Origin of the sequence: Streptomyces sp. GQFP (assembly GCF_021545335.1) — a bacterium.
In the GTDB taxonomy this organism is placed as follows: Bacteria; Actinomycetota; Actinomycetes; order Streptomycetales; family Streptomycetaceae; genus Streptomyces.
The window spans coordinates 4152020-4167008 of sequence record NZ_CP089312.1 but is presented as its reverse complement, the minus strand read 5'-3'; the positions used below and the strand labels follow the sequence as shown (position 1 = coordinate 4167008).

The window sequence follows — 14989 nt, the reverse complement described above, 5'->3', positions numbered from 1 at the left end:
CGACGGGGTCGCCTACGACAGCTGGCCGTCGTAGTCCGGCAGCTTGTACGTCTTCTCGGCGTGGCCGCCCGAGAGGTCGGTGGCGCTGTTGCCGATGTTGGCGATGATCGTGTAGCCCTTCGACTCGATGTCGACGCGCTGCGCGGTCTTGTAGTCGGCCACGTTCCTGAAGAGGTCGATCAGATTGCGGACGTACAGCCCGCTGACGTCGTACCCGACGTACGTGAGGTTGTACTGCGTCAGGGGCTTGATGATGTCCGGGCGCGCGCTGACGAAGAAGAGGGCGACGCCGTGGTCCTGGGCGTACTGGGCCACCTTCAGCACGGGCGCGTTGGCAGGCGACGGGTAGCTGAAGCCGAAGTCGGTCTCCAGGGTGGTGTTGTCGATGTCGAAGACGATCGCCGGCTTCTCGCCCGTGGAGGCGGCGGCGATGCGCTGCTGCAGGTAGGGCAGTGCCTGGTCCATCACGGCCTGGCAGTCCGCCTGCCAGGTGGCGTAGTCGACGTCCGCGGCGGCCGACACGGACGTGGTGGACGCGGTGGTCGCGGCCTGGGCGGTACCGGGGCCGACCAGGGTCACCGCGGCGACCGCTGCGACCGCGGTCAGGCCGATTCGGCGGGTCCAGGGCGTCCAGGAGCCTCTTGTCATCGGGATCGGGGTCCTCTCACGTAGGTCCGTGCGGTGCCAGGGCCTGCAGATGTCAGGGGCATGCTTGCGGGAGTGAGTGGCGCGGGCGGGAAGGGAACATTACTCACGGGTAGCGGCGGGATGCCAGTAGTCGGAGGGGGTTTGTTCGGCCTGGGATCGGGGTGGCGCAGGTCCCGTTGTGCGCGTCACAGTGACGCGTCTTCGGACCTCGCGGCCGGTGACATGATGCACAGGCGAAATGTCCGTTACTAGGGTGAATAGTGGGTGACAGGGTGGGTGAGGGATGGTTTGCGTGGTGTGGTGGCTTGGGTTGCTTTGTCAATAAGTAGGTAAATTTATGGGTAACTACTACCTTGTGCAGTAGAGCAGGGGTTTGGGGATGGGTGGGGGGTGGGGGTACCAAGGGGTTTCCCATCCGGCGGCGTCGCCTGTGCCGGGTGGTTTTTCTGTCCCCGTCCCCATGAGGTTCTGATGTTCCAGCGCGCCACCGCCCGTGTTTCCCGCATCTCCGTTCTGGCCGCAGGGCTCGGGGTCTCGGTCGTACTGGGCACGGCCGGGATCGCGGCCGCCGCCGACACCGGTACGACGGCGAGTGCCGTCCAGGTCAAGGCCGCCGCCAAGAAGGCCGCCTCCTGGGTGGACCCGGTCAAGAAGTACACGCTCAGCGCGAGCTTCAACCAGGCCGGCAACATGTGGTCGTCCACCCACTCCGGCCAGGACTTCGCCGTGCCGAGCGGTACGAAGGTCTTCGCCGCGCATGGCGGCACCGTCGTCAAGGCCGGCGGCAACGGCGCCGGTGACGGGTCCGCGTACGGCAATGCCATCGTCATCAAGCACGGCAACGGCACGTACTCGCAGTACGCCCATCTGTCGAAGATCAACGTGAAGGTCGGCCAGGTCGTGGCCACCGGGCAGCGCATCGCCCTGTCGGGCAACACGGGCAACTCCAGTGGCCCGCACCTGCACTTCGAGATCCGTACGACCGCGAACTACGGCTCCGCCGTGGACCCGGTGGCGTTTCTGCGGGCCAAGGGCGTGACCGTCTGACGGAGGCCTGAGGGGCCGTGATCTACGGCTGTTCCGTGCCCTCGTGGGCCTGGGTGACCAGGCCGATCGCCACCTCCAGGACCGCCTTGCGCTTCTCGTCCGCGTCGCCCGCCAGGTCCTGGAGGACGAACATCCCGGCGTGCAGCGTGAACATCGCGCTGATGCAGCGGACCTGGTCGACCAGGGCGGCGTCCGGGTCGATGATGATCTCCCGCATACTGAGCATCCGCGTCTTGAACGTGTCGCCGATGCTCAGGTCCCGTACCGTCGCCTGGTTCTCCTGCATGAAGCGGAAGAGCGGCACCGCCTCGCCGAGCGCCTCGCTGTAGCGGCGGACGATCTCCTGCTTGGTGTCGAGGGTGTGCGGCTGCTGCCTGCCCCACTCGATCAGATCCTCGATCGGCTTCGTCAGGTCCTCGAACAGGCTGACGATGATCTCTTCCTTGGTCTTGAAGTGGTAGTAGAGCGCCGCCTTCGTGACGTCGAGCCGCTCGGCGATCTCCCGCAGCGAGGTCTTCTCGTAGCCCTGTTCGGCGAAGAGTTCGAGCGCCACGTCCTGGATGCGCTGGCGGGTGTCCCCGCGGCGGCGCTGCTTGGTGCGGTCCATTGCTCGTACTCCTGCTTCTGAATGCCCTGGTGGGCGCCCTTGGGGCAAAACTTACTTGACGCCCGGCTAGTTACGGGTCTAGCTTCCCCAGTGTAGTCAACTTGCCGGGCGGCAAGTAAGCGGGAGTATGTGGGGGAGTGGGTCGGAGACGATGGCGGACGCACAGGTAGCAGGGGACCGGCCGGACGGGGTCGACGGTCAGGGCGGGCAGGGCAAGCAGCCGCGGAGTGTGCGGGTGGTGCTGCTCGCGCTCATGATCGCGATGATGCTCGCGATGCTGGACAACATGATCATCGGCACGGCGATGCCGACGATCGTCGGTGAACTGGGCGGGCTCGAACACCTGTCGTGGGTCGTGACGGCCTACACGCTCGCGACCGCCGCCTCCACCCCGATCTGGGGCAAGCTCGGTGACATGTACGGGCGCAAGGGCGTCTTCATGACGTCGATCGTGCTCTTCCTGATCGGGTCGGCGCTCAGCGGTATGGCCCAGGACATGGGGCAGCTGATCGGCTTCCGGGCCGTGCAGGGGCTCGGCGCCGGTGGTCTGATGGTCGGGGTCATGGCGATCATCGGGGACCTGATTCCGCCGCGTGAGCGTGGCAAGTACCAGGGCATGATGGCCGGAGTGATGGCGCTCGCCATGATCGGCGGACCGCTGGTCGGCGGGGCGCTGACGGACCACCTGGGCTGGCGCTGGTCGTTCTACATCAACCTGCCGCTGGGTGTGGTCGCGCTCGTCGCCATCAGCGCGGTGCTGCATCTGCCGAAGAAGCGGGCGCAGACGCGGATCGACTATCCGGGTGCGGCGCTGCTGACCGTCGGTATTACGGCGATCGTTCTGGTGACCACCTGGGGCGGTACGGAGTACGCGTGGGGCTCCGCCATGATCATGGAGCTGATCGGGATCGGCGTCGCCTCGCTGGTCGGGTTCGTGTTCTGGCAGACCAAGGCCGCCGAGCCGATCATGCCGCTGCACATATTCCGCAGCCGGAACTTCTCGCTGATGTCGGTCATCGGCTTCGTCACCGGGTTCGTGATGTTCGGGGCGGTGCTGTTCCTGCCGCTGTACCAGCAGTCCGTGCAGGGTGCGTCCGCGACCAACTCGGGGCTGCTGCTGCTTCCGATGCTCGGCGCGATGATGGTCGTGTCGATGATCGCCGGGCGGGTGACCACGAGCAGTGGCAGGTACAAGGTGTTCCCGGTGGTCGGCAGTGTGCTGATGATCCTGGGGCTGTTCCTGCTCGCGCAGATGGACACCGGGACCTCGCGGGTCACGTCCGGTGTGTACATGGCGATCGTGGGTGCCGGTATGGGCTGTCTGATGCAGATCACCATGCTGGTGGCGCAGAACAGCGTCGAGATGAAGGACATGGGCGTCGCGTCCTCCGGGGCCACGCTGTTCCGGACGCTCGGGGCGTCGTTCGGGGTCGCGATCATGGGGGCGCTGTTCAACAGCCGCGTCCAGGAAGTGATGACCGAGCGGGCTGGGGCGCTGGGGTCCAAGGTGACCGAGCAGTCGGCTCAGCTGGATGCGGCGAGCCTGGCGAAGTTGCCGGCGGCGGCGCGGGAGGCGTACCAGTACGCGGTGTCTTCCGGGACGCACTCGGCGTTCCTGCTGGGGGCTGCGGTGGCGGTTGCGGCGCTGGTGGCGGCGGTGTTCGTGAAGGAGGTTCCGTTGAAGGGGGCGGGGCCGGAGAAGGGGGACGGGGACGAGGGTTCTCGTCCCGGGGCGGCCAAGGGGGCTGTGGCTGAGGTGGTGTGAGGTTCGCCCCCGCCGCCCCTACCCGTTCCCATCCCTGGGGGCTGCGCCCCCAGACCCCCCTGTCGGCCCTGAACGGGCCTTGTCCTCAAACGCCGGACGGGCTGAAAGACCAACCCCGGCCGGTGTTCGAAGACGAGGCCCGTTCAGCCCGCCTCTACCCACCCAGGCCAGCCCCCTCCAGCCCGTCCGGCGTTTGAGGACGAGGCCGTTCAGGCCGACAGGGGGGTCTGGGGGCGCAGCCCCCAGGGATGGGAACGGGTAAGGGCGGCGGGGGCGAAACTCAGGGCTTCGGGCGGGGCATCATCGGGTAGCTGCCCGTGTTGGTCGGGGCGTGTTCCGGGAGCCACAGGACTGCTACCGCGCCCTCTGCGGGGACGTCCTCCGGGGCGCCCGGGGGGCGTATGTTGCGGAACGTGAGGCGGGCGCCCAGGACTCGGGCCTGGCCTGCGGCGATCGTGAGGCCGAGGCCGTGGCCGTGGCCCGAGCGGTCGCTGCTGCCCGTGCGGAAGCGGCTCGGGCCGTCCGCCAACAGGTCCTCCGGGAAGCCCGCGCCGTGGTCGCGCACGCGGATGACCCGACCCTCCACCGACACCTCTATCGGTGCCTTGCCGTGCCGCGCAGCGTTCGCGAGGAGGTTGAACAGCACGCGCTCCAGGCGGCGCGGGTCCGTCGTGACCTCCGACTCGTGCACCACGTGCACGGCGATCTCCGGGTCCTTCGCGATCACCCGCCGCGCCACGAACTCACCCAGCATGATGTCCTGCAACTCCGCCCGCTCCGACGCCCCGTCGAGCCGGGCCACCTCCAGGACGTCCTCGACCAGCGTGCGCATCGCCTTCGCCCGGTCCAGGACCAGCTCCGTCGGCCGGCCCGGAGGGAGGAGTTCGGCGGCGGTCAGCAGTCCCGTCACCGGCGTACGCAGCTCGTGCGCGATGTCCGCCGTGACCCGCCGTTCCGCCTCAAGACGCTGCTGCAGGGTGTCCGCCATCGCGTCCACCGCCCGGGCGAGGTCGTCGGTCTCGTCCCGTACGACACCGCCTATGGCGTCCCGTACTCGTACGTCCGTCTCGCCTCTGGCGACCTGGTTCGCGGCCGCCGCCGCCTTCCGTAGCCGGCGCGACAGTTGCGCGCCGATCAGCACACCGAGCGCGCTGCCTCCCAGCACGACCGCGATCGAGCCGATGATCAGCGCCTGGTCGAGGTCGGCCATGATGTCCGTACTGCGGTCGGTGAACCCGGTGTGCAGCGACATGATGTGGCCGTCCTTGAGCGGCACGGCCGCCCAGATGTCCGGCACCCCGTCCGGCCGGTCGGTCACATAGGTCGCCCGGCGGCCCTCCGCCGCCTTCTCCCGCAGCTCCTGCGGCAGGTTCGGGTCGTCGACCTTGATGCCGGGGAAGTTGGGCCGCCCCGACAGGTTGTAGTTGCTCTGCCCGATCAGGACGCGTTCGTCCGCGAGATCGCGCGCGCTGTCCAGCATCGAGACCCGGGCCGCGTTGTGCACGACCAGGCTGAGCGTGATCGCCACGAGTGCGCCGACCAGCGCGATGGCGGCGCTCAGCTTCCATCGGAGCCCCGTGTGGATCCCCGTAAGGCCTGTGATGCCCCTGAGCCTGAGGCCCTTGATCCTGGTTCCTCTTGCGCCCATGGGTCCGCTCAGGCCTTCAACTTGTAGCCGAAGCCGCGGACCGTCTCGATCCGGTCCTGGCCGATCTTCGTACGCAGCCGCTGCACATGGACGTCGACGACGCGGGTGTCGCCGCCCCAGCCGTAGTCCCACACGCGTTCGAGGAGTTTGTCGCGGGAGAGGACCGTGCCCGGCGCGGACGAGAACTCCAGCAGCAGCCGCATCTCGGTGGGTGTCAGGGCCACCGGCCGGCCCTCCTTGCGGACCTCCATGCCCTCGGTGTCGATCTCCAGGTCACCGAAGACGAGCACCCCGCCGGTCACGGGCGCCCCGCCCTCCGCACCCGCCGCGTTCGGGCCGCTCGCGTGACCGAAGCGGCGCAGCACCGCGCGGATCCGGGCGACCAGGACGGCACCGTCGAACGGCTTGGTGACGTAGTCGTCGGCGCCCGCCTCCAGGCCCAGGACCACGTCGATGGAGTCGGCGCGCGCCGACAGCATGATCACCGGCACGGTGGACTCGTCGCGGATACGGCGGCACAGGCTGACCCCGTCGAGGCCCGGGACCATGACGTCCAGCAGGGCGATGTCGGGGCGGTCCGCGCGGAACGCCGCCAGGCCCGACAGCCCGTCGGGCATGGCGGTGACCGCGAAGCCGTCCCGCTCCAGGGCGAGTTGGGTGGCCTCGCGGATGACGTCGTCGTCCTCGACGAAGAGGACGTGGGTCTGGTCTGCCATCCCGGTGCTCTCAGTTCTCGTCTTATGCGTCTTGTGCGTCTTGTGCGTCAGGTCGTGCGTCGGGTCAGTTGGGGTCCGTCGTCGGCGCGGTGTCGCCGTCGACCGCGCTGCTGTACTCGTTGTGCGTGCGGTACTCCAGGGTGAAGCGGCCCGCCGTCCACCGGTAGGTGATCACATTCTCGCCCGACGGGCTCGTCACCGGGTCGTCCTTCTTGTACACCTGTTTGGTGACCACCAGGTCGCCCCGGTCTATCTCCGCGTAGACGGGGGACTCCTCGGCCCGGAAGACGTTCCGGTAGCCGGTGCCGCTGCCCGACTCGCGGTACACGTACGACCCGACGCCGACGGCATCGCTGCACGTCATGACATTGACGACGACGTCGTCCGAGGCCCCGCCGGTCAGATCGCCGTACGACACGTCGACGGGGTACTCGTCCCCGACGCACGGCTTCAGCGCGCGCTTGACCGAGGCCGCGACCCCCGGGTCGTCCATGACGAGCTGGACCCCGTCCACGTCGTCCGTCGTGGCGTACGCGGAGGGCGAGGGCGTGGGGTTCAGCTTGCCCGCGGCGGCGTCCGCGCCGGCCGGACCCTCGTCACGGGCGCCGGTGCCGCCGGTGGCGCAGGCGGTGACGAAAAGGGCGAGGGCGGCGAGCACGGCCGTAGCCGTGATCACCGCCTGAAAGGCCCGCCGGGCAGGGGTGGACGGAGTCGGGTGCGTGAGCAGCCCCGAGCCGTGCCCCTGCCACCCCCGTGAGCCAGCACCCGGATCGGGACCGCCACCCGGACCCGGACCCGAAGACGGGTCCGCGTCCGAATCCGTCCCTGCGCCTGTCCCCGTCCGTGCCCGTGGGACCCCGGGACCGGTCGCCCCTGTGCCTAGGCCGCGCAACGCTCCCGCTCCTCATGCTCCAGCGCGCGTGCGTCCAGATCGCGGGCCTCCAGCTCCTCCCGGAGCCGGGCGAGCGCCCGGTGCAGCGTGCTCTTGACCGTTCCGGCCGACATGCCGAGGGCGGCGGCCGTCTCCTCCGTGGACATCTGCTCCCAGTGTCGCAGCACGACGACACTGCGCTGCTTGGGTGCGAGCACCTTCATGACGTCTATCAGGAGGGCGCGGTCCGCGTGCTGTTCGGTGGAGTCGTCCACACACGCGTCCGGAAGCTGCTCGGTGGGCACTTCCTCCAGCTTGCGTGCCCGCCACCACTCGGTCCGGGTGTTGATCATCACCCGGCGGAGGTAGGCGTCCGCGAGCCGCTTGTCCGCTATGCCGTCCCAGCGGCCGTACGTCCGTACGAGCGCCGTCTGCAGCAGGTCCTGGGCGTCGACGGGGTCCGGGACCAGTCGACGGGCGCTGCGCAACAGCGCGTCCTGCCGTGTGCGGACGTACTCCTCGAATTCGAGCACCTCGCCCTGCTGCGTCATGTCCAACCGCCTCCGATCCCCGTTTCCGACCCGCCTGCCGGCCGGCTTTCACTGCCCTGTGGTCTGTACAGGGATGAAGCTACGGAGGGGTTGTCACGGAGCTGTCCGAGCCAGCCTGCGGGGAGCGCGCGGCTGTCCGTCGGTTGTGTAACGGAAGTAGGGAAGGGGTAAGCGGGAGGGGTAATTGGTGGTGGTGTGGGGTGATTTGGAGGGTGGGGGAGGAGTGTTTGACGCGTTACGGAAGGCCGAGTCTGTGTCCCGGGATGTGTCTCAGCTGTGCGGCAGGCGGTACAGCCCGCCCGGGAGGGGCTCGACCAGACCGTCCGAGACGAGTCCGTCCAGGGCCCGGGCGCGCTGCACCGGCTCGTGCCACACCCGGTCGAGCGCCGCCTGCGGTACTGGGCTGTGGGCCTCGCGGAGTACGGCGAGCAGCTTGCCGCGCACCTGGCGGTCCGTGCCCGCGTACGTCTGACCGCGGCGGGCCGGGCCCTCGTGCTCGGGCTTCCCGGCGAGCCGCCAGGCGCACTGGGCGGCGATCGGACAGCTGTGGCAGGTCTCGTTCCTGGCCGTGCAGACGAGCGCGCCGAGTTCCATGGAGGCCGCGGCCCAGCGGGCGGCCGTCTGCTCGTCGTCCGGCAACAGGGCGCGGGCGAGCTTGCGTTCGGCGGCGGTGGTGGCGTTCGGGGGGTACTGGACGCCGGTGACGGCGCGGGCGAAGACCCGGCGGACGTTCGTGTCCAGTACGGCGTGCCGCTGGCCGTAGGCGAAGGAGGCGACGGCGGCGGCGGTGTACTCGCCGATGCCGGGCAGGGCGAGCAGTTGGGAGTGGTCGGTGGGTACGTCGCCGCCGTGGCGTTCCGTTATGGCGACCGCGGCGCCGTGCAGGCGCAGGGCGCGGCGGGGGTAGCCGAGGCGGCCCCAGGCGCGGACGGCTTCGCCGGGGGCGTCCTTGGCGAGGTCGGCGGGGCGGGGCCAGTTGGTGAGCCACTGCTCGTAGACGGGCAGTACGCGGCTGACGGGGGTCTGCTGGAGCATGAACTCGCTGACCATCACGCCCCAGGGGCCGGCGTCGGGGCGGCGCCAGGGGAGGTCTCGGGCGTGCTCGTCGAACCAGTCGATGACCGGGGAGTGGAGGTCGGTGGCGGGGGTGTCGGCGTCGCGGTGCGGGGGTTTCGTGGGCGCAGTCATGGCGGGTTCGATCCTGCCATGTGGGGGTGCGGGGGTGTGCGATGCGGTGCGGTGCGGACGGGTTTGTTTCGCCCCCGCCGCCCTTACCCGTTCCCATCCTCGGGGGCTGCCGCCCCCGAACCCCCGCTGTCGGCCCTGAACGGGCCTTGTCCTCAAACGCCGGACGGGCTAAAAGATCAAGCACCGGCCGGCACCCCCCAGCCCGTCCGGCGTTTGAGGACGAGGCCGTTCAGGCCGACAGCGGGGGTCTGGGGGCGGCAGCCCCCAAGGATGGGACGGGTAGGGGCGGCGGGGGCGTGAACTGCCTGCTCCTCCGGAGGAGTTCGCCGGGATGATGATCCGGAAAAGTTGTGCACCCGGCGGCGGGTGGGGCGAGTGCACGGGCCGATCTCTCGTACAGTTTGCGCCGTGGGATCTATGCGCAATCCGGTCGGGCCGCTTCCCTCCTCCATCTACTGGCGACGGAGGGCCGTTCTGCTGTCTGTGCTCGCCCTGTTGACGCTGCTGGTCGTCTGGGTCGTCGCCTCCGGCGGCGGAGGCGGGAACAACGGCACGGACGGTGCCAACGGCAAGAACCCTGTGCAGACGATCACCCCGGGCCCGTCCGGTTCGGGCCCCGCGATCAGTCAAGCCCCGGGCGGACGCGACGAGTCGGGGGACACGGACACCAGCGGCGGCGGCTCGGGCACCAGTTCCGGCTCTGGTTCTGCTTCCGGGGGCTCAACTGGCTCGGGCGGGTCGGAAGGTTCGGCCGGTTCCGGTGGCGGCAGCGGGTCCGCCGGGACCGGTGGCGGCACCGGCACGGACGACGGCGTCAACGGCAGCGTAGGCAGCGGCGACACCCTTCCGGCCGGTTCCACCCTGCCCAACTGCACGCCCGGCATCGTCCAGTTGAGCCTGCGCAGCGTCCAGAACTCGTACGCGCCCGACGAGACGCCCACCTTCCAGCTGGTCGCCAAGAACTCCTCCGCCAACGACTGCAAGATCGACCTCGGCCCGGAGTCGGCCGTGGTGACGATCACGCAGGCGAGCAGCGACGACGACATCTGGTCCTCGGACGACTGCCCCAAGGACACGTCGGGTCTGCTGTTCCGGGTCTCGGCCGGCGACAGCATCACGTACACCTTCGAGTGGGACCGCAAGGCGAGCGCCCCCGAGTGCGCCACACCGGAGGCGGGGACAGCGACGGCGACGGCCGGCACCTACCTGGTCGAGGCGCAGGCCCAGGGGTTCACCAAGGCCCAGACGTCCTTCGTGCTTGACAACGACTGAGCAAGCCCCCCGGGCCCAGCTACACGTACCGCTCCAGGATCGACGACTCCGCCAGCCGCGAAAGCCCCTCCCGCACGCTCCGTGCCCTCGCCTCGCCGACCCCGTCCACCGTCTGGAGGTCGTCGACGCTCGCCGCCAGCAGCTTCTGCAGGCCGCCGAAGTGTTCCACCAGGCGGTCGATGATCGCGCCGGGCAGGCGTGGCACCTTCGCCAGGAGGCGGAAGCCGCGGGGGGAGACCGCCGAGTCGAGGGTCTCGGGTGAGCCCGTGTAGCCCAGGGCCTTGGCCACCGTGGAGAGTTCGAGGAGTTCGGCGTGGCTGAGGGCGTCGAGTTCCGCGAGCGCCTCGTCGACCGTGCGGGAGCGTTTGGCGGTCGGCTCGGGGACGTAGTCCCGGACCACCAGCTCGCGTTCCGGCTCCACGCCCGCGATCAACTCGTCCAGCTGGAGGGCCAGGAGGCGTCCGTCGGTGCCCAACTCCAGCACGTACTCGGCGATTTCCGTCGCGATGAGGCGGACCATCTCCAGGCGCTGGACGACCGCGGAGACGTCCCGGACCGTCACCAGGTCCTCGATCTCCAGCGCGGAGAGCGTGCCCGCGACCTCGTCCAGGCGGAGCTTGTAGCGCTCCAGGGTCGCCAGGGCCTGGTTCGCGCGGGACAGGATCGCGGCCGAGTCCTCCAGGACACGGCGCTGGCCGTCCACGTACAGCGCGATCAGGCGCATGGACTGGGAGACGGAGACGACCGAGAAGCCCACCTGCTTCGACACACGGTCGGCGGTGCGGTGCCGGGTGCCCGTCTCCTCGGTGGGGATCGTCGGGTCGGGGACCAGCTGGACACCGGCCCGCAGGATCTTGGACAGGTCCGACGAGACCACGATGCCGCCGTCGAGCTTGCACAGCTCGCGCAGCCGGGTCGCCGAGAACTCGACGTCCAGGACGAAACCGCCCGTGCACATCGCCTCGACGGTCTTGTCGGAGCCGAGCACGATGAGTCCGCCGGTGTTGCCGCGGAGAATCCGTTCAAGCCCGTCGCGCAGGGCCGTGCCAGGTGCCACGGCGCTCAGTGAGGCGCGCATCAGGCCATCGGCACCGGAGCTCCCACCGGACTTTCCGGGAGCTGCTGCCCGGTCGTTGGCTGCCACTGCACTCCTCCGGTCGCAGGTTCTGGGGTGCCCCCGTTTCGCACACTGGGTTCGTACGCACGGGCGAGACCTGGGCAAAGTCTACCGGCGGTCCTCCGCCTCCCGTGGGGCCTCTCGCCTACGCGACCTCGGGAGCACCTGGAGAGCATCCCCCATGTCGGCGACTTCGATGACCTTCATACCGGCGGGGATCTTGCCGGGATCGGACGGAACGAGGGCGTGGGTGAAGCCCAGACGGTGGGCCTCGGCCAGTCGGCGCTGGACCCCCGTCACCCTTCTGACCTCGCCCGCGAGGCCCACTTCGCCGATCGCGACCAGGTTTTTGGGCAACGGGGTGTCGCTCGCGGCGGAGGCCAGCGCGAGGGCGATCGCGAGGTCCGCGGCGGGCTCGGAGAGCTTCACTCCGCCCACCGTGGCCGAATAGATGTCCCGCTTTCCGAGGGCGCTGATCCTGCCCCGTTGTTCGAGAACCGCGAGCATCATCGAGACCCGGGACGTCTCCAGGCCCGAGGTCGTCCGCCGGGGGGACGGGATCTGCGAGTCGACAGTCAGCGCCTGCACCTCGGCGACGAGCGGGCGGCGGCCCTCCAGGGTGACGGTCAGACAGGTCCCGGGCACCGGCTCGGCGCGCCGCGTCAGGAACAGGCCGCTCGGGTCGGCGAGGCCCGTGATGCCCTCGTCGTGCAGCTCGAAGCAGCCGACCTCGTCCGTCGTGCCGTAGCGGTTCTTGACGCCCCGCACGAGGCGGAGGCGCGCATGGCGGTCGCCCTCGAAGGACAGGACCACGTCCACCAGGTGCTCCAGGAGGCGTGGCCCCGCGATCGCGCCGTCCTTGGTGACATGCCCCACCAGGAGCGTCGACATCCCGCGCTCCTTGGAGGCGCGGATCAGCGCCCCGGCGACCTCACGGACCTGCGCCATGCCGCCCGCGGCGCCGTCGATCTCGGGCGAGGCGACGGTCTGGACGGAGTCGAGGATCAGGAGGGACGGCTTGACGGCGTCCAGGTGGCCCAGGACGGCCGCGAGGTCCGTCTCCGCCGCGAGGTACAGGTGGTCGTCGATCGCCTTGATGCGGTCGGCGCGCAGCCGGACCTGGCTCGCGGACTCCTCACCCGTGATGTAGAGCGTGCGGTGCTCGTCGCTCGCCGACTTCGCCGCCACGTCGAGGAGGAGGGTCGACTTGCCGACGCCCGGTTCACCGGCCAGCAGGACCACGGCCCCCGGGACCAGTCCACCGCCGAGCACGCGGTCGAACTCGGGTACGCCGGTGGAGCGGGCGGTGGCCTGGCGGCCGTCGACCTGGCCGATGGGGAGCGCGGAGGTGGTGACACGGCCCGGTGCCGTCGTACGGACCGCGGGCGCGCCGTACTCCTCGACCGTGCCCCACGCCTGGCACTCGGAGCAGCGGCCGAGCCACTTGACCGTCTGCCAGCCACACTCGGTGCAGCGGTAGGACGGTCGGTCCTTCGCGGTCTTCGTACGGGCAGCCATGGGACGAACCGTATCCGGCACCACTGACACCGCGGACCCGGGTCACCGACACCGGCCTCGCACCGCGCTCGGCGACCGGTGCCGGAACGTGCGCCCCCGGCGTGAATCGGCCACGTCACATCGCGAACGAGCCACGGAATCCGGGGTTCCTGTCCCCTATTGAGGGATCGTTTCACCCGTACGGATTAAATGTGCTCAAGGTGGGAGAAGGGGTCGTCGTAAGACGCCTACGGTCGCACGGATGATGAGCAGCAGCCCGGAGACCCCGACCCGCAGCACCGGCGCACACCGGGCGCACCGTGAGGCGCGCGACCGGGCGGCGGGGCGCACGCTGGTCCAGCGCCCACCCGCGCGCTACGAGCCGTATCTGGACGGCCTGTTCACCTACTGCCTGTCCGTCCTGTGCGACCACGACACGGCCACCGCCGCCCTCGGCGACGTCCTCGCGCTCGCCGAACGCCGCAGCCCGCGCGACCCGGAGTCCTCCGGCGACCGCAGGGCCTGGCTGTACGCCCTGGCCCGCTGGGCCTGTCTGCGCAAGCTGGCCGAGGCCAAGCAGAAACGTCAGAGCACGCACGCGGCAGGCCGACGCGGGAAGCGGCAGGCGTCCGCCGCCCCCGCTCCCCAGGAGGCATCCTCCCCGGTCCCCGTCTCCGAGGAGGCCCAGGAGGAGCATCGCCGTCAACTGGCTCAGCTCGCCTGGCCGGAGGCCGCCGGCACCACCCCGGAGCAGCGCGAGGCGCTCGAACTGGCCGTACGCCACAAGCTCGCCGCCCACGAGGTCGCCGCCGTCCTGGGCATGGACGCCACCGCCGCCCGCGAACTGCTGGCCTCCGCCGCCTGCGAGGTCGAACGCACCCGCGCGGCCCTCGCCGTCGTCGAGACCGGCGCCTGCCCGAGCGTCGCCCGCCTCACCGGCGACCACCAGCTGGTGCTCAGCAGCGCCCTGCGCCGCGAACTGGTCCGGCATGTCGACGACTGTCCGCGGTGCCGCCGTACCGCCGAGCGGGCCGTCCCCGGCCACTGGCCCGGAGCCACCGTCACGCCCGCCGAACTGCCCGTACTGGAGGCACCCCGCGCGGCCCTGCACGTCGCCATGGCCCACCTCCCGCGCGCGCGGGGCGCCGCCGCCCCGCGCTTCGACCGGCGTGGCTTCCCGATGGACCCCAAGGACCGCGCCGCCCGAAGGGACCGGCTACGCGCGCGTGCCGTCACGACCACCGTCGTCGCCACCGTGGTCGCCGCCCCCGTGCTCGCCCTCTGGGCGGCCTACCGCGGGGCCCCGATGACCGTCGAGGGCGGCCCGGGCGACCGGTCGGCCACCGCGAGCGAGGCACAGCGCCCCGACATCCTCGACGGCGAGGACACGGGCGGCGGCTACGAGAACGCCGGGAACGCGGGCAACGCGGGCACCGGCCCCGACGCCGGCCTCCTCAGGAAGGACGCCGGGTCACCGGACGTCTCCGTGGAGGTCGTCAGCGCCGTCCCCGGCGCGAAGGAGAGCCCGGGCCTGCTCACCGTGGAGGCCACCAGCGACGGCGACACGACGCTCATCACCCTCACCGCGTCCGGGCACACACCGGTGCGCTGGACGGCGTCCACCGGGGCGTCCTGGCTGTATCCGAGCCGCTCGACGGGAACGCTGCGGCCGGGCGAGTCGTTCACGATCAAGGTGTACGTCGACCCTCTGCGCGAACCGGCAGGTCACTGGAGCGCGCGCGTGTCGATCGCACCCGCGTCCGCCGTCGTCTCCATCGAGGGGTACGGCACCGCGCCCACACCCCCGGACCCGACCCCGCTGAACCCACCGGCACCCGCCCCCGGCCCGCCCCGCCCGAGCGCCCCGCCCCCGAACCCGCACCCGACGACCTCGGCGCCCGCCACCCCGCCCCCCAGCGACCCGCCACCGCCCTCACCGGACCCGGAGCCCACCCCGACCCCCACCCCTACGCCCTCGGTGACCTCGACCCCGGCAGACCCCGGGGGCACGTCACCGCCACCGAGCGACAGCGAGACCCCGAGCCCCGTGATGTCCTGACCA

At 70.6% G+C, this 14989-nt stretch carries 13 protein-coding genes; 4 read left to right on the top strand and 9 right to left on the bottom strand.

Going from position 1 to position 14989, the window contains the following annotated elements; all coding sequences use genetic code 11:
* Positions 1–12: 12 nt before the first annotated feature.
* Positions 13–648 (bottom strand): HAD family acid phosphatase, encoded by a 636-nt coding sequence (locus tag LUX31_RS18470; protein WP_235475880.1) that lies wholly within the window; start codon positions 646–648, stop codon positions 13–15.
* Positions 649–1119: 471 nt separating this feature from the next.
* Here LUX31_RS18470 and LUX31_RS18465 point away from each other — a divergent pair, with 471 nt between their 5' ends.
* The gene (locus LUX31_RS18465; protein WP_235475879.1) at positions 1120–1695 is read left to right on the top strand and encodes a M23 family metallopeptidase; all 576 of its coding nucleotides are present in this window, start codon (positions 1120–1122) and stop codon (positions 1693–1695) included.
* A gap of 22 nt (positions 1696–1717) precedes the next feature.
* Here LUX31_RS18465 and LUX31_RS18460 read toward each other — a convergent pair whose 3' ends face one another.
* The gene (locus LUX31_RS18460; protein ID WP_235475878.1) at positions 1718–2302 is read right to left on the bottom strand and encodes a TetR/AcrR family transcriptional regulator; all 585 of its coding nucleotides are present in this window, start codon (positions 2300–2302) and stop codon (positions 1718–1720) included.
* A gap of 151 nt (positions 2303–2453) precedes the next feature.
* On the opposite strand from LUX31_RS18460, the gene LUX31_RS18455 reads away from it, so the two are divergent.
* Positions 2454–4067 (top strand): MDR family MFS transporter, encoded by a 1614-nt coding sequence (locus tag LUX31_RS18455; RefSeq protein ID WP_235475877.1) that lies wholly within the window; start codon positions 2454–2456, stop codon positions 4065–4067.
* A 280-nt stretch (positions 4068–4347) separates the two neighbouring features.
* Here the strand turns inward: LUX31_RS18455 and cseC are convergent, their stop codons facing one another.
* The 5 genes from cseC to LUX31_RS18430 all read right to left on the bottom strand — a co-directional run bounded on the left by cseC (position 4348) and on the right by LUX31_RS18430 (position 9041).
* Positions 4348–5715, bottom strand: a complete 1368-nt coding sequence (gene cseC, locus LUX31_RS18450; RefSeq protein ID WP_235475876.1) for a two-component system sensor histidine kinase CseC — start codon at positions 5713–5715, stop codon at positions 4348–4350.
* Positions 5716–5723: 8 nt separating this feature from the next.
* Positions 5724–6431 carry a two-component system response regulator CseB gene (gene cseB / locus LUX31_RS18445; RefSeq protein WP_235475875.1) on the bottom strand — a complete coding sequence of 236 codons (708 nt, stop codon included), beginning with the start codon at positions 6429–6431 and terminating at the stop codon, positions 5724–5726.
* 64 nt (positions 6432–6495) lie between these two features.
* A complete protein-coding gene (locus LUX31_RS18440; protein ID WP_443045977.1) occupies positions 6496–7107 on the bottom strand; it encodes a hypothetical protein in 612 nt (203 codons plus the stop codon).
* Between the two features lie 203 nt (positions 7108–7310).
* Positions 7311–7853: a SigE family RNA polymerase sigma factor gene (locus tag LUX31_RS18435; RefSeq protein ID WP_235475874.1), complete on the bottom strand. Its 543-nt coding sequence runs from the start codon at positions 7851–7853 to the stop codon at positions 7311–7313.
* A gap of 270 nt (positions 7854–8123) precedes the next feature.
* A complete protein-coding gene (locus tag LUX31_RS18430) occupies positions 8124–9041 on the bottom strand; it encodes an A/G-specific adenine glycosylase (RefSeq protein WP_235475873.1) in 918 nt (305 codons plus the stop codon).
* Between the two features lie 408 nt (positions 9042–9449).
* Here LUX31_RS18430 and LUX31_RS18425 point away from each other — a divergent pair, with 408 nt between their 5' ends.
* Positions 9450–10313, top strand: a complete 864-nt coding sequence (locus LUX31_RS18425) for a hypothetical protein (protein ID WP_235475872.1) — start codon at positions 9450–9452, stop codon at positions 10311–10313.
* A 19-nt stretch (positions 10314–10332) separates the two neighbouring features.
* On the opposite strand, the gene disA is transcribed toward LUX31_RS18425, so the two are convergent.
* Positions 10333–11457: a DNA integrity scanning diadenylate cyclase DisA gene (gene disA, locus LUX31_RS18420; RefSeq protein ID WP_235475871.1), complete on the bottom strand. Its 1125-nt coding sequence runs from the start codon at positions 11455–11457 to the stop codon at positions 10333–10335.
* A gap of 81 nt (positions 11458–11538) precedes the next feature.
* A complete protein-coding gene (gene radA / locus LUX31_RS18415; RefSeq protein ID WP_235475870.1) occupies positions 11539–12948 on the bottom strand; it encodes a DNA repair protein RadA in 1410 nt (469 codons plus the stop codon).
* A 241-nt stretch (positions 12949–13189) separates the two neighbouring features.
* Here radA and LUX31_RS18410 point away from each other — a divergent pair, with 241 nt between their 5' ends.
* Entirely contained in the window at positions 13190–14986 is a 1797-nt protein-coding gene (locus LUX31_RS18410; protein ID WP_235475869.1) for a BACON domain-containing protein, read from the top strand.
* Positions 14987–14989 lie beyond the last annotated feature (3 nt).